This window comes from Ktedonobacter sp. SOSP1-85, assembly GCF_016587415.1.
Classification (GTDB): domain Bacteria; phylum Chloroflexota; class Ktedonobacteria; order Ktedonobacterales; family Ktedonobacteraceae; genus Ktedonobacter.
In genome coordinates, this window is the sequence record NZ_BNJI01000001.1 from 6,262,032 (window position 1) to 6,280,931 (window position 18,900).

Here is an 18,900-nt window from a genome sequence, read left to right on the forward strand (position 1 = left end):
GAAGGATGCTATTTAAAGTTCATCATTACTTTCTGACGATGCCTTCGCGCCAGGCAAAGATCGCGGCCTGTGTTCGGTCAGTGAGGTGGAGTTTGCTCAGGATGTTGTTGACGTGGCTCTTCACGGTTCCCTCGCTGATAACCAGGCGTTCGGCGATTGCCGCGTTATTGAATCCGTTGGCAATCAAGTGCAGCACTTCCATCTCGCGCTCACTGAGTTCGCTAAATGGGTTGATCTCTGTCTGACGTTTTTCTTGCAATTCCTGTACTACGCGTGAAGCGATACGTGGATGGAGAATAGCTTCACCACGAGCGGCTTTATGGATCGCGTTAACAATCTCTTCCCCACCGGATTCTTTGAGTAGGTATGAAAGCGCGCCAGCGCGGATGGCAGGGAAGATATACTCATCCTGTACATACGAGGTGAGAACCACAACATGTGTTTGGGGGCTGACCTGCTTCACGCGGCGCGTCGTCTCCACACCATCTAATCCTGGCATGGCAAGATCGAGGAGAAGAACGTCTGGTGCCAGCTCTCTGACCAATTGAATAGCCTCCTCGCCCGAACCTGCCTCCCCCACCACCTCAATATCGGGCTGTGTTGCTAAGAAAGCCTGCACCCCCTGGCGAACTACGATATGATCATCCACAATACACACCCGAATTACCTCTTCCATGACATTCTCCTCTTTCTTATTCTGCTACTATTGCTGTTGCTGTCGCTGGTATTGGAACATACGCTTTGATAGACGTTCCGTTAGCTGTACTCTCAAGGGAGAATATACCATGGACGTCTTTAATGCGTTCATACATGCTTCGTAGTCCTATGCTGTGTTTCTGCTGACGAGCAACGGAGAGGTCGAAGCCGTGTCCATCATCTTTTATGGTAAGGGTGATCGCGTGTACTTGGCCTAGCAGCTCAAGGTTCACGGTACGTGCTCCGCTATGCCGGGCGATATTGGAAAGAGCCTCCTGCGTGACGCGAAAGAGTGCCTGCTCAATTTCGACCGGGAGAGGATGTTCCTGCTCAATACGCACATAGATAGCGATGGCCGTGCGGCGTGACCAATCATGACTCATCTCCTCAATAGCAAGAGCAAGGTTCTTATTTGCCAGCCCCGCTGGACGTAGCTCTTCAATCAGCGTGGCTAACTCTTGTTGGGCTAGCAGGGCCAGCTTTTCAGCCTCAACGAGGTGACGATAAGAGGTATTCGCGTCTTTCGGAAAGAGTACCCGTACCGCTGATAGCTGCATCTGGACCGCGAACAGGTGCTGCTTGACCGCGTCATGTAAGTCCCGTTTTAAACGTGTGCGCTCCTCCATGATAGCCAGTTTTCGCCGGGTCAGAAGTAGCATCTGAAGTTGTTCCGCCATATTATTGAGGTCTTTGCTTAATTGCCCTACCTCATCGTGAGCGTGATCATGGATGGTCATCTGAAATTCTCCCCGGCTCCACTCTTTTGTTGCCTGAGCGATACGACGCAAGCGACGGGTAAGATTATGCGAGATAAGCATGCCAGCGCTTGTGCCCAGGGCGGTAGATAAAAAGATGAAGTAAAAGCCTGTGGGCTGCCAGTAATGCCATAATGTAGAAATGACCTGTTGTAGTTGTATGGTACGTGCGCTTTGCGTGACGACGGGGCCATTGATCACGACGAGGAGTGTGACTGCTGTTTGCTTGCCGTGGCTCTGTATGGAGACGGCAATAAGAGACTCGCCAGTTGGAAGGCTATGAATGACCTGCGTTGAAGAACGATTGGGGCTGGTTATTTCGCGTATTGTGCGTTGCGTTGTTTCGTAGGATTGCAGCGTGGTGAGCTTCTGCTGCGTTTGTTGCGCGCACTTTTGCGTGCCCAGAGAAAGCAATTGGGAGCTTGCGCAAGATGTTGAAGTGAGAGGCTGTCCAGCTTGATTGAGAATAGCAACAAACGTAAGCCGGGGATCATCATGGCTTATCTCATCAAAAAGCGGGATGGCAAGCGCGTAGCGGAGGGCTTGCGCATCCGATGTGGTTGATATATTGTCCATATAGGGAGCTATTCGTGTAGCTCCCTGTTTCTCTACTGTTTGCAGTGGCGACACGTTGGCTTGCTGAAGATCCCTCAATAATGGAATGAGGGTGATTGCGCACTCAATTGCCAGGGCAGCGATGAGGGTGACCATCAAGTACGACATGGTGAGTCGCCAGAAGAGGCCACCAAAGCGCCAACGTATTGCCTGCATGGGTGTCTAGCTCCTTACGGTGAGTATACAGTGTTGTATTGTCGTTCCATTATATGTTTGTTACGCGTATGTTGCCAGTGAGAACTGGCGCTATTTGTTATCGACGAACCAGGTGCTAATGTCGCCATTTAAGGCTTTCTCGCTTCGCGCCTGCCAGTATTTAAAGTCATTATCCGCCTGTTGTTGTGTCCATTTCGCTATGGTTACCATTTGCTTGCCCGCTGTTTGCATGGCGTCAAGCTGGATTTTGGTGAATTGTTCCTGTGATATCCCCTGGTGGTTTGCGACTCCAAACAGGCCATCAGGATCTGTTTTAATCTTGTCCGCCGTCTGAGATACGCTGAGCCGCAGGGCTTTCGCGACCTGCTCTTTGACCGTTTTGTAGTACTCAGCCGGAAGCGCGGTTGGAGGATTGGGTGTGGTATATTGGGCCGATGGCCTGGATGAGTTATCGAATGAACAGGCAGTAAAGGCTATGCTGGTGAGAACCATTACGAGGCCAAGAAGCGACCAGAAGCCCTTTGACTGTCGTGCAGACGTTTTCATGATATTAAATCCTTTCTTCTTCTAGAGGGATGGGTATATGGTTATTCGTAGCGCATCAAGTCAGCAATGCGTAAGCGGGCCGCGTTTTGCGCCGGTGTAATACTGGCGAGTGTCGCGATTCCCAGCAGCGCCAGGAGCATCACTACGAAGGCGAGAGGGTCTATGACGAAATCAACTGGCATCACAAACTGGCTGAAGAGGCGTAGGAAGGCATACGCCAGGGGGAGTCCCAGAATGGCACCAAGCAGCCAGGCGATAAGACCTAGCGATTGCCCCTGGACCCAGAAGACCTGCGCCACACGCCAGGAGCTCGCTCCCATTGCTCGTAACATGCCAATTTCACGGCGACGTTCGAGGACTGAGGACGTTAGTTCATTAGCCAGCCCGATAATAGCGGCGATACCGATAATGATCGCGACGCTATAGAGTAATATGTAGGAGACAAACCAGCTACGCTGGTGACGAAGCACCTCGTCCTGTACCATATAGGTATTAACAATGCCTCCACCACGCTCCACTGAACCACTCGTGGTTGCGTCGAGGGCGATTTTGCCTATTTGCTGTACGATTGTTTGCGTGGTCGCCGCCGAGTGGTCCTTTGCTTGCAGTAGGACACGTGTCGCGGCATCTTGTACGGCATTCTCAGGTATGCCCTGAAACTGATAGAGGGTATTCACGGGGACGACGGCGGCTCCCATTTGACCCAGGCCATTGACATTCTCATCAATAATGCCGATGATGCGCCAGGTTGTGGGCTGGTTGTTGGTATTGTTGACTTCGAGGTTATTGCCTATTTGCAGCCCTGTCTTCTCCGCGAAATGGCTACTAATGAGCACGACATTGGTGTCACCTGGTTGGAACCAGTACCCACTGACCATGTGGTGGTGGTAGATTTTGGTTTGAGGCTCGATACCCCAGAGAGCCAGGCGTCCCCACTGCGTATTTGCCCCACCCTGTCCATACCGCTCAAGGACGTTAATGTCCTTGATGGTACTCAGATCCATCTTAATTTGACTCAACTTCATTTGTGGGCCGAGGTCAACCTCTACATCGGCCCCAAAGTTTGTAAAGACCGAGCTTACTGTAGAATTCACCGAGGTGGTGAGGGTTTGTACGATTAAGAAGCTTGTGCCTGCAATGCTAAGCATGAAAATGGTTAAGGTGGCTCGCCATTTCTTGCGGAAGAAACTGCGCAGTCCCAGCCATACGGTCTGCGAAACCCAGGTGATCCGCTGGGCGAAGCGAGTGAGCGCCGTATTTCTTCTTCCCGTACTGATGCCATAGGCGGAAAGGGCTTCGCGAATGGTGATGCGCGTGCCATTCCACAATGGGAGGAGAGCCGCGAGTAGGGGTACACCAAAGCCAACGAGCAAGCCGAGAAGAATCAGATTTAGTGGCAGGGTGAATGGTCCCAAGGCCAGCGGAATGGTTGGAGCCAGCGTCGAGGCCACTATATATCCGCCCGCAATGCCCAGTATCAGGCCAGGGATAGTCGCAAGCGAGCTACAAATGAGCACAAAGATCAGGTAACTGCGCATGATCTGCCACTGCGTGCCTCCTAGCGTTTTCATGGTGCCAATGACAGCCGTTTGCTCTGTAATCAGGGTCGTGACCGTATTGAAAATGAGGATGGCGCTCATGAGTACCGCCATAAAGACCAGCACTATGAGTAGCGCAAAGATACCACTGATTTGTTGCAGGGGGACGATGCCTGGACCAGGAAAGGCTGTCGCGAAGATCTGTATGTGTTTGTCTTTTAGCACTTTCTGTAGCGCTTTGGCGGTTGCGTCAACCTGGCCGATGCGATTCACTTTATAGTGGATCATGAATTGGCGCGCTGGATGATTCGGTTCGTTGGTGTTGGTAAGCACATCCAATTGACGGACGCCCTCGTCACTCATATAGGCCTGCGCTTTGCCTGAGGTCGCGGGATCGACACCAGCGGTCCGAGCCATACCCACGACGCGTAGTGGTACCTGCCCATGTGTTGTGTCAAGCTTGACCGTATCGCCAATTTTGACATCCGCCAGGGCAATATCGCCGTATTCCATTACGATTTCGCCCGCTTGAGGATAGCGACCGCTGACAATTTCGAATGGAGCGAGCGAGGGAGTCTGTAAATTTGGATAGCTAACGATTTTAATTGTCGTGTATCCTGGTGCCTTATTAATGCGCCATAGGGCAGAAACGCGTGTCTCAGTTTGTACCGCTTTTATATTCGGCACATCCTTCAAGGCGGGCACGAGTGTGGGGTCTAATTTGTCCACAATCATCGTGATATCGGGCTGTGTATCATGGCTTTCGATGGTGTAGGAAAAGGCCGAGAAGAGCGTATCCTGCGTGAAATTGATGCCCGTCAGGCCGAAGACGCCAATGAGAATGCCGATGATAACGAGCAGCGTGCGGCCTTTCCTCATTTTCATGTCAGCTATGATCTTCTTCATGCCTGCGCTCATGAATGCACCTCTTCCTGTTTGGCCGTAACGATGGCCTGGGTTCCGTGCGCGCTGACAATACGACCATCGAGCAGATTAATGCGAGCATCGGCGTATGAAGCGAGTTGGGAATCGTGGGTGACATAGATCACGGTCTTTCCCTGCTCGGTGAGTCCGGCCAGGATATTGAAGACGGAGTATGCCGTTTTAGAGTCCAGATTACCGGTTGGCTCATCAGCAATGAGCACGGGCGGATTGTTGGCTAACGCGCGGGCGATGGCCACGCGTTGCTGCTGGCCGCCAGAGAGTTCACTGGGTAAGCGATGGGCAAATGAGCCGAGATCCACGATCTCCAGGCAGTCCTGTGCGCGCTTACGCCAGGCATTACGAGGTAGCCCGCCACCTCCACCCAATTCCAGAGCGAGTAGGACATTCTCAAAGGCAGTAAGTGTTGAGATGAGTTGGAAGAATTGGAAGATGATACCCACGTTGCGGCCACGCCAGCGGGCCAGGGCATTTTCACCCTGGGCTTTTAATTCCTGTCCGGCAAAGACCACGCGCCCTTCGGTTGGTTTATCAATACCGGTGAGCATATTCAGCAGGGTAGACTTGCCGCTTCCCGATGGGCCATTAATGGTTAAGAGTTTTTGGGCTGGCACTGCGAACGTAACATCATGAAGAAGGGTCGTCTTTTGTGTGCGATTGGTGATGATGCGCGTAAGGTGTTCAACCTGTATTAACGGTGAACCAGGTAGCTGATAATTGGTAGGGCCATTATCGACAATGGACATGAGCTTGATCCTTTCTAAGGATAATAAAGCCGTGTAAAGGATGCGTTTCGCTATCGTGTGTTTTGCCTGATTTATTGTTTTTGTGTTGTCTTCGGAGAGTATAACCGAGGGCGTGATCAAACGGGCCTATCTCAGGTTGGATTATGCCTCTATCTCAGGTTAGATTATTTCGTGATGGCGTCGAGGATGACCGGTGGTTGCGCGTGGCGCGCCCTGTTGCCGGTAGCGACAATAGCTACTGGCAACAGGGATGATCGTACGAGTTGGCTGGCGCGCCCTGATGAGAGGCTAGGTAATCGTGTCGAAGCCGTCCAATGCAGAACAGGGTACGCCAAGCCACCTTCTGGGGATTATTCCCTCATCTCAGATTTACTTCAAGGGAGGAAGAGGAAATACCTCATTAACGTATTGTGCTTTGGCAATCGGTATCCTCGCTTAATGTTGGGTCAAAACAAGCCCTTCGCGCCTATCTATCATTCCTGGAAGGCGAAGCGAAGCAGTTTAATAGAGTTTAGTAGTGATGAAGGCAAACGCCAGATTCAAAGCATTGTTTCGAAAGTACTTTCGAATCAGAAGCCACCATACGCGGTACGTGGTGGAGTGTTTGATGTACTGGTAGAAAGCCAGGGCGATATGCTGGTGGCCAATAATCAAGAAATACAGCAGGCCATGAACACTTTTTATACGGCTGAAGGAATTGATATCGATCCCGCCGCTGGAGTCGCGTTTGCCACGCTTTTGAGTGAGCTACGGGCCGGTCATATAGATCGGGATGCCGTTGTCCTTTTAAACGTTACAGGTGGCGGGTGGGAACACAAACGCGCTCATTGCCGGCTCATTTCCGCGTCGCCTGCCCTGAGAATCTGTGATAGCGAACTGGCCTCCGGCGACGTCATGGACAGGATAATGAACCTCTTTTGAGATGTCTGTGGTACCTGATATACGGCTCTCCCGCAGAAGTGGTGCTCAGCAAGAGCAGGATATGCAACCTCGTGTAAGACTAGGCAAAGGGAGGAGTCTTTAGCCGTTTGGATACATGATGGATAGGTTCTAGCCAGGATAGGCGATGTCTGCGGAAGGACCGCTCTATAGATAGACGATGGAAGGGCTGTGGCCAGGATAGACGATGGATGAACTGTAGCCAGGATAGACGATAGATGGGCTGTAGCCAAAATAGACGATGATGGGAGCGAGTCCACCCAGGATAGGCGATATCGAGGAGGCTAGCGCTATGCGGGTAGGCGACCTGGGGGTCGAGTTATGCGGAAAGGCAGCGGGGGGGCTAGCGCCATGTGGATAGCCGATATGAGAAGATAAAGATTTTTGACGCTCAAATGGTATCTGCCATTCTCACTGACTAATGGCGTTACCTATTCGCTGGCGAGGTCCCTACAGACAAAAATTCTCTTATAAAATATATATGTATTTGTGCTGTTTTTGCTGCACGGGTGAACGGAGGAGAGGGTGCGCGAAAGGTGAGAAAAGACAAAAAACCTGACGAAGTGGGAAGGAAGTCTCTTTACCGTAAACGAGCCAGAAAGCTCTTGTGCTTTGGATCGGAACTGAGTTGAACGAGGGTGGTGGCTGCGCTGGCATGCTGTGGAAAGGCGAGCGCGAGCAAACAGACAAGTAGAAGCGAGAAGGGAACGAGTGAGCGTCCACGCCCACGACGAAACGCATCCATGCAAAGTCCTCCTGAAAATACAACATAACATTAGAAGAGGAGCCGCGTGTGAAGGTACATGGAAAACGATGTACAAAAAGCATTGATGGAGTTCTGACACATCGCCTAAGGAAAAAGGTAACATAAGAAGAGAAGAAAGTCAATCTGGGCTTTGCACTGGCCGCTGCACGCGGCGGAGATAGCGGGTATTGCCCTCTCAACGACCTCTGTTGCGGTCGTGTATGCGGTCATGATTGAAACAGGTCTTAATGGTACCGAGCTAGGGAAACTCATTCTCGCGGCCTGTTTCGTCACGGACTTTTGCACCGTCTTGGCACTGGGCGTGCTCTTTGCCACCACTCCTGGCGAGCGTGCTGCTTATTGTGATGCTCCTCGCGCTCAAAATTGCGACCAAGTTTGTGGGCGTCTGGCCGCTGACGCGGTTGTTCCGTATGAGCGTGCGTGAGGGTAACTACACAACACTGCTTATGTCCACGGGACTTACCTTTGGCAGCATCTCCGCGTTGTATGGACTCACGCATGGGATCATCACCCAGACGCAATACACGATCCTTGTCACCGTGGTCATTGGCTCGGCCTTAATCCCAACGATGATCGCGCAAGCCTGGTTTCTCCCTCGCTCTGTTGCTCAGACGACCAGAGAGGAACAGATGGTAGTCGGTGCTCGCGTTGAGGAGGATGACGTACTTGAGCCACCATCATCGCCTCACGTGTGAACCACCTGTGCTTGACGTCCCTTTCTGTTCCTGGGTATACTACGAGCAAGAAAACAAGCATGTATTCTCGCGATGAGGCTCGCGTAACGCCGATATTGGCTAATAGCTTCTACCTGGTTTCCACACGCGCTAAGAGCAGATGACGATGTGTGAGACATGGTAGAAGCTTTTTGTTTGTCTGCACGTCACGGAGGGATCAATGATGCAACCGCATACGCACCTGCGAGCACACTCAGCGAGTGAGCATGCGCTGGTGCAGGCCTCTTGTCACGAAGGTTGCCCTGTCTGTGCGGCCATTGGAGAAGGGATGGCTCGTGTCATGGGTGGCTGGAACTATGAAGGATTTAGCGATGGGCAATTACGCCGGCAATGGCGGCGTGACCAGGGTTTTTGCCCTCTTCATACCTGGCAATTGGCCGAGAAGAACAATGCATTTCAACTGGCCCTCATCTATCATGAGATTTATGCCAGCAAGGGTGCTTGCGTCGGTTGCAAGAGGAGGTCGAGGAGCAGATTCGGAAACATGATTATCGTTTCCTGGAGGAGCCGCGCGGGGAGGAGATGACGGCCTGGCGACGCGCGGCCCAGATCTGTGCAGGCAATCGAGGGGTGTATTCATAGGAGAGAAGGGAGAACGTCGAGTGAACAGCGAACGACATACCAGAGCGCGCTTCTCCAGGAGACCCTGCAGATGCGACGTTCTTACTTGGCCCCACCAGGCGCCTTTTTGTCAACGTTGGCTTCCTGGGTGCCTATACGACCTTTAGCAGCCTGGCCATGGGCGATGTCTTACTCCTGACCCATGATGCATGGCTACCAGCGCTCCTCTATCTTATCGTGAGTATGGCAGGAGGAAGTGCCGTTATTCTGTTTGGCGACTGGCTTGGGCAATGGTGTCTCCACTGGGTGCAACGTCAACCGGGAAGGAGAACGTCACGGACACTGACGCAGCCGCTCAAGGATCGGAGTGGATCGGTTGATATCGATGATGATGATCTGCTCCTACCCGAGCAAGAGGCATCACGATCACGGCAGTGACATCTCGACAGGTGAAATGTACACAAAAAGTTTTTCTAAGAAAATATATGGAGGTCTTTTTGCAACAAACGACGCTTCTCAAACGAGGATTATGGCTCGAATATATCACGTTGGGATGGAATGTGGTTGGAGTGATTATCGTTATTATAGCAGCCTATGCCGCACGGTCCGTGGCTCTGGCTGGTTTTGGCCTCGACTCGCTCATTGAAATCTTTGCCTCCGTGGTGGTTATCTGGCAACTGCGGGGCGTCAACCAGCAGCGTGAGCGGATGGCACTTCGTCTCATCGGGATCGCTTTCATTGCGCTGGTGATCTACATTGTGGCCCAACTGCTCTTCACGCTTCTGACTGGCACGCGTGCAGCGACTTCGGTCGGAGGTATTGTCTGGATCGCTGCGACCTTCATCGTCATGCTGGGGCTTTCCTTTGGAAAACGGGTCACGGGACGGCAATTGAAGAATGAGGTGTTACTCACGGAAGGGCGTGTGACGCTGGTGGATGCCTATCTGGCGGGAGCAGTGCTGCTGGGCCTGGTCCTCAATGCGCTTTTTGGCTGGTGGTGGGCTGATCCACTCGCGTCCTTGGTCATCGTCTACTATGGCATCAGGGAAGCACTGCACGCGCTCCATGAGAGTACTGAGGGCAAGGAGCAGAACATTCGGACGGCTGAATTTATGGAGTAATTGAGAAACGCAGCCACGGGTGTCCAACCGTTGAACACCCGTGGCTGCGTTTCTGGCAGCGTCAGAATGAGCACGTGGTGTGCCAGGAGAAGAGAGACCAGATGGGCCTGTTGCATTCGTGGAAGATAGATGTAAAGCACTCGTTCGCGTGGAAGGCGGGGGAGACCGTCTGTATCAAAACAGGTGCCCGGTGCAGAGGGAGGGCATGCGTAGAATGCCTCTTGCAACGTTCGTTCCGCGACGAGAGCCTGACGTTTTCCTTCCACTACCCTCGTTGAGGGAACCGGTTCTGATGAGAGCAAAGCATTCAGCTCATCTCCAGAGGAGAAAGCCCGCGTTTCCGGCTTCGGGTGGTTGAAGGACAAAGCGCAGGCTGGTATCGTTGCGCTTGTTCTCGAGACTGGAGAAGCCGCGTCCTCGGCTCTTAAAGCGCACGCGTGTGGCTTTGCCCAGGCAGACGCGATTGAGTGCACGATAGGCGCGAGTAGCCAGGGTCGCCGCCTTCTTCGGACTCTTCATGAACCTGAACTTCCTGCTGGTGGGCGCGGTGAGTATCAACCCCGTCATTGGAACCCTGGCCCTCTTCCTGGTCCTGGCCTGGCGTATCGCGGGCTACTATGGCGTAGACCGTTACCTGCTTCCATTACTGGGAACACCCTGGACAGGCTCGCTCAGAAAAAATCAAGCCCATCTTCCCAAAGTCGCTACAAGCTAAACAATGGCATCATACACAGCCTCGGTTGGCAGAGAGAAACGTCCCTGGCAGCAATGTTCTGCCAGGGACGTTTCTCTCTGCCAACCACCCAATCTTCTCGTTCCTGGCTCGCCAGCTTGCAGTATAAAGTGGCGTGGCGCAAGGGGGGATGCTGACGTTGGTAAAATGCAGAATCAAGAAGCCGACTGAGTTGGCTGTGGGTCAACGAAGGTATAGCCCACTCCAATCCTGGTCAGGAGGTAGCGTGGTTGAGCCGGATTCGGCTCGATCTTATGACGCAAGCGATTCATGTTGACCTGGAGCATATGACTCTCTCCGAGATATTCCGAGCCCCAAACATGTTCCAATAACTGATCATGTGTCAGAACCCGCCCGACGTTACGCGCCATATAGACGAATAGACGATACTCAACTGGCGTAAGTAGAATTTCCTCTGCCCCACGCTTGACCTGGTGCTGTGTGTAATCAATGGTTAGCTCCCCGATCCTCAGGGGGGGCTGCATTCCTTTACTCTCGGTCACAGCAAAGGAGGTACGCCTGAGGACAGCGCGAATACGGGCCAGGAGTTCATCAACGCTAAAGGGTTTCGTCAGGTAGTCATCAGCTCCTAAATCCAGGCCTAGAACCTTGTCCTTGTCCTGCCCCCTGGCAGTCATAACGATGACAGGGACAGTAGAGAACTCACGAATATGTGTGCAGACTGTAAAGCCATCCATCTTCGGCATCATCACATCTAAGAGCACGAGATCAGGCATTCTGGTTTCGACTGCCTGGAGCGCTTGCTCGCCATCTTGTGTGGCGATTACCTCATAGCCCTCTAGCTCTAGATTGCGTGAAACTAGTCGCAACAAACGCGGATCATCGTCAGCAGTCACAATGGTCGTCTTCTTTGCAGCCATACCTGTCTATCCTCTCGGGGCTGCTCTCTCAAAGAGAAATGATCAACCTCGTGATCATTCTCTTTGAGAGAGCACAACTCAAATCTCTGGCACCTAACGTGTGCTCTTAGTATATCTTATTTAAGATCACGGGCATCTCACAGCGTTGGCTACCATCTCACAAATGGCTCTCAGAGGGCAATTTGATCTTTGTCTTCCTCACAGATCACAGCTTGATCAGGCCTGGATGAAAATGACTCCTTGATACATGCCACCTCTACAATAATAGGAACGCCGTGGGGAACTCCAAGGCGCCATCAGACGAACAAGTAGCAATAAATAAATGTTTTTCATCTTCTATACATAAATTCAATCAATTTCCTGGAGTGTTCAGTTTAGTATTGTATTCTGCTAAACAACACTGCACAATAATAGTGCAAAACTTGTGTTCCCATACTGCTAAAGAAAGGTTTGGTGCAATTATAAGATAAACAAAGGTAAAATATAACACGCAGAAGTCTTTAGATCTTGATAACCAGGATCCATTCCCTAGAGGCTGTTATGAACAATAGTTAGACGAGGAGTATGGAAAGAAAAGCATACCCCAGTGATGTAAGCGATGAAGAATGGGGCGGATGTCGGCTCCCTACCTGACCTTGATGAACGAAGAGGCGTCCCAACGAGAGCGCGACCTGCGTGAGGTGTTCAACGGCTTGCGAGGGACGCGTGCGCACGGGAGTTCAATGGCGCATGATGCCTCACGACTTGCCGCCCTGGGTCAGCTTCTGATACTGCATGTGACGCCCGCCGACGAGCAGAATCGGGCTCAGGTTGGCAAACTGACCGCCGGTGTTCAAGACGTGACAGGCCAGCATGTGGAGGTGGCCTTTGTCGATCAAGGATACACGGGCGAGAATACCGCTCAGGAGGCTCAGGAATAAGGGATGCGCCTGGAGGTCGTCAAATTGCCAGAAACCAAGCATGGCTTCGTGCTCTTGCCATGCCGATGGGTGGTAGAGCGCAGCTTTGCCTGGATGACCCGTTTTCGTCGCCTGGCTCGCGATTATGAACGTTTGCCGGAGACGTTGGCTGGTCTTCACCTGCTGGCTTTTGCGATCATCGCTTTGCTCTCTTGATGAGTCACTGCTCTTTCTCTTCATAACAGCCTCTAGTGATAGTCTATTTCATCTTCTCTAGCTCTCCCAAACTGAGGGAAGCTCATAAGTGTTTCTTATTTTACACTGGTGTCTCTGACAGAGACTCGCTTGATGAGAGAGAGTCCTCATCAGTTGATGAAGATTGTTGCAAAGAAGGCAGGTGTTTCAGCAACCAGCGAAGCGTAATTCCTTGTATGAGGAGTGTAAAGAAGACCACGGCATAGGTCGAGATCAGTAAAACTGAACGATTGGGAATCTCCATTGGCAACGCCAACACCAATGCCAGAGAAAGTGCCCCACGTAACCCACTCCAGAAAATGACGAAACGGGCTTTAGCCCGCCGCAAGCTGTGCCGTTTCAACGGCGGCAGTGAGGCGTGTCCCGGCTTTAGCCCTTGCATAGCACAACGTAGAACGTATGTTTGACACCTCCAACGCATTGGAGTATACTCTACAAGAGACACAATATATTTTTTGAGAGAAACAGACGAAACATGGCAAAAGCCACGAAAACCATCAGGCAAGCGTTGCAGTATCCACCCCAGTTCGCCCACGCTTTTACAGAGCATCAGGCGCTCTACAACCGTGTCGTGACCTTCTACTTTGAGGTCATCCAGGCCCATGAGGGCCTCCTCTCTCTCAAGAACAAGCAGGCCCTCACCGCCCTGGAGCACCTCACCCATGCGACGGAGAAGAACCCTCATCCCCTTGTGCCCCTCTCCGATCTCGCTCCAGATCTCCCCGCGATGTTCCGACGCGCCGCCATCAATGCAGCCCTTGGCTCCGCTCGCGCCTTTTTCTCCTCGCTCAACACATGGCGCGTTCGCAAAGAAAGGCACGAGGCCAAACCATGCAAAAAGGGCAAGAAGAAGCTGCCGTTCAGAGAGCGCCCACCGGTCCCGCCGCGCACCTGGAACCGATCCGCGCCCTTCTACGCGGGCTTGTGGAAAGAACGCACGGGCCACTCCATCATGCTCAAAGTGTGGACTGGCTCGTGCTGGTCCTGGCTCAAAATAGGGACGCTTCCTCGCGATCTTCCCGAGGGGTATGCCCTTGCAAGCCCGTCCCTGGTTTGCAAGGGCAACCGCTGGTGGTTGCATACTCCCATCGAGAAAGCGTTGGAGGCCCCCGCCAAAGTGGTTGAACAGATCGCCTCCACGCAAACCCGTCTCTGCGCGGTCGATGTCAACCTCGACCAGCATCTCGCCGTGTGCACCGTTCAGACCGTCGAAGGCACCATCCTGGCCACTTCTTTCATTGGAAATGGCACAGCGATAGCGGGCTTTAGGAAGCGATTGCTCGGACGAATTGCACGCAACCGATCTCAGACAGGCATCATTGCCCAAGGGGAACAGGACAATGTGGCTCTCTGGCGCAAGATCAGGCATGTCGATGAGCACATCGCGCACCAGGTGAGCGCCCGCATTGTCCAGTTCGCCATCGAGCAGCAAGCCAGCATCCTGGTCTTCGAGCATCTGGGCAACCTGCGCCCGGAAAAAGGGAGGTATTCGCGCCGCAGCAACCTCAAACGCGCCTACTGGATGAAAGGGCGCATCTTCAAGTACTCGAAGTACAAGGCGTGGAATGCAGATGGTATCATCACGTGCCGTGTCAATCCGCGCCATACGAGCCGGGAATGCCATCGCTGTCAGGCGCCCGTCATTCGCTATAATGAGAGCGAGCCGGTTGAGGGATACACGCCCGGAGCGCCACTGTGTCTGTGCCCACGATGCCAGATGCACACCCATGCTGACCGCAATGCCAGTCTGAGAATCGGGCAGCGCTTGCTTGAGCGCACGCAAGAACCCTTGAAGGAAAAGCCACATGCTCGTTCGCGACGTGCGACGAGGGGGTCGAAAGACCCAGGTGTTGGGATCTCCCAGGATGCCGAACGCGAAGGGCAACCATCTATTGCTCAAGCCAGGCAAGGAGATCACGCCAACGGGTCTGGCACCACCCAGAGGGGATTGCGCCGGATGGGTGCGCGCCTCTCCGATATAGCGACCACATTACGCCTCCATTTTGAGTAGTCCCTACGGGACAGGTCTCACGCAGGCGCGTACGGTGCTGTGTCAGAAGCTGCTGGGCTTGAGCCCATGCGGAGTGTCACACAACGTTTTTTCTCGTAATGTTGACGATTTGAAGAGCTATTTGTTCAAGCACATCTTTGCCATTGGAAAGAGAAAAACCGATGAAAACGCTTGCTCAGACAGAGAAGGGGTCGATTGAATACCGCATGGTGGGTCAAGGCCCAACAGTGATTGTGCTATGGAGGCCTGCCCCCTTGCAAAACATTGCTATACGGGAATGACTGTGCGTACCAAAGTGATGCTATGAGCGCAGATATTGAGCCAGATCTGCCAGGTCTTGATCATCGGCGCGCTTGTAATCATGAGATGCAATATACCCCTCGTACACCGTAAAATACTTGTCCTGGGGAACGCTTAGTCGCTGCCAGGATGTCAGATGCCCTGTTCCATGCATTGGAACGAGCTTGGCATGCAGGTGATCTACTCCAAAGCCTTCCAGGATCAGTCCAGTTCGCCCAACATCAACAAACTTGCCATCCAGGAGCAAAGCAACCTGTTTCGCAGCCAGGATGAATTTCTGTAGCACTCCATCCTCCGCCTGGAAGGCATAGCTAGAAATGTGTACCTTGGGAATAACGACTGAAAAGCCCTTTGTATTGGGGAAGATAGAGAGGAAGGCCAGATGTTCATCATCTTCCCATATCAGGTGACAGGGCGCTTCACCACGGACAATCTGGCAAAACACGCATGCTTCCATCGCACCAGTTCCTTTCATCACAAGCAGACTCAGGCAGTTCTTTGACATCGCCATAAGGTCTGTTCAACTGTTCCTGTCCAAGCACTAAAGAAAGAGCCATGCTATGGAGTATACTCGAAGTATATAGACAACATGCTGGCAATGGAGTTCGCCATGCCAAGAAACTATCCATCCCTAAAAGGTGCTATGCTATGAGGAGGGACCTGTTTGTCACTAAGGCAAACAGGTCCCTCCTCATATATTAAACGCGAGAACCTGAGCTACTCATGGCTCCTGCGTGAGCACCATATCCGTCATGGCGCGGCGCGGCGTGGGAGTAGCGGAGAATGTATACCCCATGCGCATAATCATTTGTGGATAGTCGGATGGCCCTAAAAGCGTTTGTAGCCGTGTGCGTAGCTCTGGTATCTCCAGGGGCTGGTTGAAAAACGAGGCCTGGATCCCCTCTGCACATGCTGTCAGCAAGACTCGCTCCAGGGCCTCGCCTGCCAGCAACCAGTCCAGCGACGAGTCGCCAAAGGTTCCCAGGATCGCTAATGCAGGGGCTTGCTGCAAGGCATGCTGTATTTTGTTCTCCTCACTGTGGCTGAGATTCAGTGTTCGCACCCAGAAGGGATGACCTTCTCCGCGTGGGTGAGCCGAGATAGGCATACCATCGGGGGCAGAGGCTGGTCGTAACCACTGCGCCAGCTCAGCGCGAAAGTCCTTATGGGCCCATTGTTGGCGATCTCCTTCCAGGATAAACTCCATGAGGCGCTGGCGCAACCCTCCCTCCACAAATCGTATCCAGGTTCCTTCCTGACCTGCTTGCTTGATAAAATTGTCAAGGGATGAGCGTGGTATGGGCTTAGGGGAGACCTCCCCGCGATACGTGTGGCGCCATGGCAGCGCATGAAAGAGGCGCCGATCCTCTTCGTTTGGCTCGTAAGAAGAGATGACCGTCATTCTGGCAACCAGATTGGCGCATTGTGGGTCGGGGAGAAACGTGAGCGTCTCCTGTAAGCCAAAGTAGCGTAACGCCACGCGTATGTTCATACAGGCGGCCCCACAACTGATCAGGACCTCGCGTCCCTGGGGATCAGCAATTGGCAGGCGACGCTTGAGGTCGGCATAGACCTCAAGCGTTTTATTATGCACCTGGAAGAGCCAGGGCTGAATGTTATATTCGGAGGGAGCCAGGGCTGCATAGTGTAGGATGAACTGGAGTTTTTCCGCGATTGACCCCTCACGAGGAAAAGCTCCTTCTTGCATTGTGGGAGCAGCAGATGTATCAGACGTGTCCATAAGTTGTTCCTCTCTGGCGGTGATAGCACAATGCCATTACCGCATAACGAGTTCTTTCTCTTGAAAACACAACATATTACACCCTCCCGGCTTGCGGCGTTCGCTGCGTGCCTCCAACCTGTTGAGCAAGATGCGTGTGAAGCGATCCAATAAGGCAAAGCCAAAATGCAGATCGTCCTGAGCCTCGTGCCGCAAGCACTCTCCATCGAGTGCAATGATTTCAGCAGATGTAAGTGCATACGCGTGAAAAGACCAGCGATAAGGGGGTATAAGCCAGCCCCAGCCAAGAATGTCACCAGGGCCAAGTGTCTCGAAAGGTGCTGAACTGTGTGGCGGCACATCTAGCTCCAGTATGACTTTTCCCTGAGTGATGAGATAAAGATGGGTAGCAGGATCGCCGCTCTGAAAGATGTGCGTGCCGGCATCATATGTTTGCATTACCCCGCAATCGCTCATCATTCGTACATATCGTTGCTCCATATGTTCGAGAAACGGCTGTTTAGCCAGTATAGAAGTATGTACGCTCATACCTATTCCTCCTGACATCCAGTTACAAGAAGGGTTGTCTCAAAACAATTACTTCTAGACGTTGTCATCATCCCTGACAGTCCTACTGTAAAGCGTAGCAGGAACGGCTCTCATAGACCTCTCAAAGGTGGCCTGGCTGACACGACCTTCTCACATTAGTGCATCTTCCCTGGCATTCGTCGAGTAAGCGGTTCTAAGACCTGGCTAAGACTTAGAATAGACGGGGCATCGAGCGCTCTTTGTGCTTAGATGTATCCTTCCCGTTTTGCGTAATGGGTCTGGTAATGAGTACCGGACACTTTGTGGTACTGAGAACCTTTTCAGCGATGCTTCCTAGCAGGACGTGCTGGACTCCGCTTCGGCCATGTGTTGTCATGGCAATCAAGTTGGCGTACTCACCCTCAATGAGACTTTGAGTGTGCTCCACGTGCTGAACAATGGCTGAGCCAATGTCGGTAGCGCCTAGAACAGAGGTGGTAAACAGTACATGCTGAGAGGCGAGAAGACTCTGTTTGAGGCGCGCGATGACCGTTTGCAGATAGTCTTCAGCTGCTAGCATCGCCTTTTCCACCTGTTGGTGTCTCCATTTGCTGTTGGTCACGCGTGGAAGAGCGACAGCCTGGACGAGATGGAGTTCCCATGGTGTCGTGGAACAAAGTAGAGCGGCAAACTGGAGTGCTGGCTCTAGAGCACTCTCGGCTAGTTTCGAGCCGTCCAGGGGAATGGTGATGCGCCAGGATGGGGTTGTGGGGAATACGGATGGACGTCCATGCGCATTAAGAATCAGGATAGGGATGAGACTGCGGCGTGTGAGTCGGCGTGCGACACTGCCTAACACCCAGCTTGCCAGACATGTTTTCCCTCGGCTGCATAGCACAATCATATCGGCCTGCTCCAGGCGTGCAGCAGATTCGATGGCTGGAGTTGTAGCACCCAGCTCGATATCTGTTTCAAGCGGAATGCCCGCCAGTTCAGTGGTGTACATTACGTATCTATAACGGCCCTTGCCCCTCAGTTCACAAACCTTTCTCAAATCGTAACCAGAAGCTCAGCTTCCTTATTGTTATGTGCTTGAGAGAGAGAGAGGCGGATGCGAGACCCGTTCGTGAGCTTCATGCAGTATGAAAGTAATAGAAATCCAGTGAAGTTATTGTAGCTATGAGAAGGAGAGAAGGTGTTTGTCATGAAGAGCACAGATTTCTCTTGCGCTATCGCTACTGACCTGGTGCCACCAGGACGTTGTTGTGAATGGTGCGGCAAACCAGCAGAACACCATCTGACGGCTATGGGAGGGCAACGTCATAATCAGGGTGGCTTTTTCTGCGCTAGCTGTGGTCAGGAATTTGCGCTACTGATCTGCGCTACCCTGCAACCTTTTCTGCCCATTCAGCGCTTTGTCTATCCAACATTTGTGTCCTACGCGTTAAATGGATAAAT

19 protein-coding genes and 3 pseudogenes are annotated in these 18,900 nt (G+C 52.5%); 9 read left to right on the plus strand and 13 right to left on the minus strand.

The genetic code is table 11. From position 1 onward, the window contains the following. Positions 1-25: 25 nt before the first annotated feature. The 5 genes from KTE_RS26170 to KTE_RS26190 form a co-directional block, all read right to left on the minus strand. Positions 26-676, minus strand: coding sequence for a response regulator transcription factor (locus tag KTE_RS26170; protein ID WP_201386187.1), 651 nt, complete (start codon positions 674-676; stop codon positions 26-28). Positions 677-692: 16 nt separating this feature from the next. Further along, positions 693-2,222 carry a histidine kinase gene (locus KTE_RS26175; RefSeq protein ID WP_201386189.1) on the minus strand — a complete coding sequence of 510 codons (1,530 nt, stop codon included), beginning with the start codon at positions 2,220-2,222 and terminating at the stop codon, positions 693-695. 90 nt (positions 2,223-2,312) lie between these two features. Then, positions 2,313-2,768, minus strand: a complete 456-nt coding sequence (locus KTE_RS26180; RefSeq protein WP_201386191.1) for a hypothetical protein — start codon at positions 2,766-2,768, stop codon at positions 2,313-2,315. 41 nt (positions 2,769-2,809) lie between these two features. After that, on the minus strand, positions 2,810-5,191 hold the full coding sequence (locus KTE_RS26185) for an ABC transporter permease (protein WP_201386193.1): 2,382 nt from the start codon (positions 5,189-5,191) through the stop codon (positions 2,810-2,812). Positions 5,192-5,220: 29 nt separating this feature from the next. Beyond that, the gene (locus tag KTE_RS26190; protein WP_201386196.1) at positions 5,221-5,994 is read right to left on the minus strand and encodes an ABC transporter ATP-binding protein; all 774 of its coding nucleotides are present in this window, start codon (positions 5,992-5,994) and stop codon (positions 5,221-5,223) included. Positions 5,995-6,168: 174 nt separating this feature from the next. Here KTE_RS26190 and KTE_RS26195 point away from each other — a divergent pair, with 174 nt between their 5' ends. Continuing rightward, on the plus strand, positions 6,169-6,915 hold the full coding sequence (locus KTE_RS26195) for a pyridoxal-phosphate dependent enzyme (protein ID WP_236600692.1): 747 nt from the start codon (positions 6,169-6,171) through the stop codon (positions 6,913-6,915). A 598-nt stretch (positions 6,916-7,513) separates the two neighbouring features. Here KTE_RS26195 and KTE_RS26200 read toward each other — a convergent pair. Further along, positions 7,514-7,678 (minus strand): hypothetical protein, encoded by a 165-nt coding sequence (locus KTE_RS26200; protein ID WP_201386199.1) that lies wholly within the window; start codon positions 7,676-7,678, stop codon positions 7,514-7,516. A 157-nt stretch (positions 7,679-7,835) separates the two neighbouring features. On the opposite strand from KTE_RS26200, the pseudogene KTE_RS49730 reads away from it, so the two are divergent. From KTE_RS49730 to KTE_RS26225, 4 genes and pseudogenes are all read left to right on the plus strand, one after another. Further along, a pseudogene (locus KTE_RS49730) lies at positions 7,836-8,394 on the plus strand (hypothetical protein); the annotation flags it as partial. 199 nt (positions 8,395-8,593) lie between these two features. Further along, positions 8,594-8,959, plus strand: coding sequence for a hypothetical protein (locus KTE_RS26215; RefSeq protein ID WP_201386212.1), 366 nt, complete (start codon positions 8,594-8,596; stop codon positions 8,957-8,959). Between the two features lie 92 nt (positions 8,960-9,051). After that, positions 9,052-9,432, plus strand: coding sequence for a CrcB family protein (locus KTE_RS26220; RefSeq protein WP_201387246.1), 381 nt, complete (start codon positions 9,052-9,054; stop codon positions 9,430-9,432). Between the two features lie 59 nt (positions 9,433-9,491). Beyond that, positions 9,492-10,115 (plus strand): cation transporter, encoded by a 624-nt coding sequence (locus KTE_RS26225; protein WP_201386220.1) that lies wholly within the window; start codon positions 9,492-9,494, stop codon positions 10,113-10,115. Between the two features lie 318 nt (positions 10,116-10,433). Here KTE_RS26225 and KTE_RS26230 read toward each other — a convergent pair. Then, positions 10,434-10,616: pseudogene (locus KTE_RS26230) on the minus strand (AAA family ATPase); the annotation flags it as partial. A gap of 16 nt (positions 10,617-10,632) precedes the next feature. Between KTE_RS26230 and KTE_RS26235 the strand changes: the two are divergent. Further along, the gene (locus tag KTE_RS26235; protein WP_201386222.1) at positions 10,633-10,830 is read left to right on the plus strand and encodes a hypothetical protein; all 198 of its coding nucleotides are present in this window, start codon (positions 10,633-10,635) and stop codon (positions 10,828-10,830) included. A 173-nt stretch (positions 10,831-11,003) separates the two neighbouring features. On the opposite strand, the gene KTE_RS26240 is transcribed toward KTE_RS26235, so the two are convergent. Continuing rightward, a complete protein-coding gene (locus KTE_RS26240) occupies positions 11,004-11,729 on the minus strand; it encodes a response regulator transcription factor (protein ID WP_201386224.1) in 726 nt (241 codons plus the stop codon). Positions 11,730-12,293: 564 nt separating this feature from the next. On the opposite strand from KTE_RS26240, the pseudogene KTE_RS26245 reads away from it, so the two are divergent. Continuing rightward, positions 12,294-12,844, plus strand: a pseudogene (locus KTE_RS26245) (transposase). Positions 12,845-12,944: 100 nt separating this feature from the next. On the opposite strand, the gene KTE_RS49735 reads toward KTE_RS26245, so the two are convergent. Beyond that, entirely contained in the window at positions 12,945-13,433 is a 489-nt protein-coding gene (locus tag KTE_RS49735) for a cation:proton antiporter (protein WP_374226788.1), read from the minus strand. Between KTE_RS49735 and KTE_RS26255 the strand changes: the two genes are divergently transcribed. Further along, complete coding sequence (locus KTE_RS26255) at positions 13,359-14,894, plus strand: zinc ribbon domain-containing protein (protein ID WP_201386228.1); 1,536 nt, start codon at positions 13,359-13,361, stop codon at positions 14,892-14,894. The two genes, KTE_RS49735 and KTE_RS26255, sit on opposite strands and share 75 nt — an antisense overlap. 301 nt (positions 14,895-15,195) lie before the next feature. Here the strand turns inward: KTE_RS26255 and KTE_RS26260 are convergent, their stop codons facing one another. The 4 genes from KTE_RS26260 to KTE_RS26275 all read right to left on the minus strand — a co-directional run bounded on the left by KTE_RS26260 (position 15,196) and on the right by KTE_RS26275 (position 18,448). Next, entirely contained in the window at positions 15,196-15,651 is a 456-nt protein-coding gene (locus KTE_RS26260) for an HIT family protein (protein ID WP_201386229.1), read from the minus strand. Positions 15,652-15,915: 264 nt separating this feature from the next. Continuing rightward, the gene (locus KTE_RS26265) at positions 15,916-16,935 is read right to left on the minus strand and encodes a hypothetical protein (protein ID WP_201386230.1); all 1,020 of its coding nucleotides are present in this window, start codon (positions 16,933-16,935) and stop codon (positions 15,916-15,918) included. A 36-nt stretch (positions 16,936-16,971) separates the two neighbouring features. After that, positions 16,972-17,463, minus strand: a complete 492-nt coding sequence (locus KTE_RS26270) for a cyclic nucleotide-binding domain-containing protein (RefSeq protein ID WP_201386231.1) — start codon at positions 17,461-17,463, stop codon at positions 16,972-16,974. Between the two features lie 211 nt (positions 17,464-17,674). After that, positions 17,675-18,448, minus strand: a complete 774-nt coding sequence (locus tag KTE_RS26275) for a universal stress protein (protein ID WP_201386232.1) — start codon at positions 18,446-18,448, stop codon at positions 17,675-17,677. A gap of 198 nt (positions 18,449-18,646) precedes the next feature. Here KTE_RS26275 and KTE_RS26280 point away from each other — a divergent pair, with 198 nt between their 5' ends. After that, complete coding sequence (locus tag KTE_RS26280; RefSeq protein ID WP_201386234.1) at positions 18,647-18,898, plus strand: hypothetical protein; 252 nt, start codon at positions 18,647-18,649, stop codon at positions 18,896-18,898. Positions 18,899-18,900 lie beyond the last annotated feature (2 nt).

Bases quoted from the DNA above. Each gene is read 5' to 3' on its own strand.
- KTE_RS26170 (WP_201386187.1), bottom strand. From the start codon at position 676: ATGGAAGAGGTAATTCGGGTGTGTATTGTGGATGATCATATCGTAGTT.
- KTE_RS26175 (WP_201386189.1), bottom strand. From the start codon at position 2,222: ATGCAGGCAATACGTTGGCGCTTTGGTGGCCTCTTCTGGCGACTCACC.
- KTE_RS26180 (WP_201386191.1), bottom strand. From the start codon at position 2,768: ATGAAAACGTCTGCACGACAGTCAAAGGGCTTCTGGTCGCTTCTTGGC.
- KTE_RS26185 (WP_201386193.1), bottom strand. From the start codon at position 5,191: ATGAAAATGAGGAAAGGCCGCACGCTGCTCGTTATCATCGGCATTCTC.
- KTE_RS26190 (WP_201386196.1), bottom strand. From the start codon at position 5,994: ATGTCCATTGTCGATAATGGCCCTACCAATTATCAGCTACCTGGTTCA.
- KTE_RS26195 (WP_236600692.1), top strand. From the start codon at position 6,169: ATGGCGTCGAGGATGACCGGTGGTTGCGCGTGGCGCGCCCTGTTGCCG.
- KTE_RS26200 (WP_201386199.1), bottom strand. From the start codon at position 7,678: ATGGATGCGTTTCGTCGTGGGCGTGGACGCTCACTCGTTCCCTTCTCG.
- KTE_RS26215 (WP_201386212.1), top strand. From the start codon at position 8,594: ATGATGCAACCGCATACGCACCTGCGAGCACACTCAGCGAGTGAGCAT.
- KTE_RS26235 (WP_201386222.1), top strand. From the start codon at position 10,633: ATGAACCTGAACTTCCTGCTGGTGGGCGCGGTGAGTATCAACCCCGTC.
- KTE_RS26240 (WP_201386224.1), bottom strand. From the start codon at position 11,729: ATGGCTGCAAAGAAGACGACCATTGTGACTGCTGACGATGATCCGCGT.
- KTE_RS26255 (WP_201386228.1), top strand. From the start codon at position 13,359: ATGGCAAAAGCCACGAAAACCATCAGGCAAGCGTTGCAGTATCCACCC.
- KTE_RS49735 (WP_374226788.1), bottom strand. From the start codon at position 13,433: ATGCTCTGTAAAAGCGTGGGCGAACTGGGGTGGATACTGCAACGCTTG.
- KTE_RS26260 (WP_201386229.1), bottom strand. From the start codon at position 15,651: ATGGAAGCATGCGTGTTTTGCCAGATTGTCCGTGGTGAAGCGCCCTGT.
- KTE_RS26265 (WP_201386230.1), bottom strand. From the start codon at position 16,935: ATGGACACGTCTGATACATCTGCTGCTCCCACAATGCAAGAAGGAGCT.
- KTE_RS26270 (WP_201386231.1), bottom strand. From the start codon at position 17,463: ATGAGCGTACATACTTCTATACTGGCTAAACAGCCGTTTCTCGAACAT.
- KTE_RS26275 (WP_201386232.1), bottom strand. From the start codon at position 18,448: ATGTACACCACTGAACTGGCGGGCATTCCGCTTGAAACAGATATCGAG.
- KTE_RS26280 (WP_201386234.1), top strand. From the start codon at position 18,647: ATGAAGAGCACAGATTTCTCTTGCGCTATCGCTACTGACCTGGTGCCA.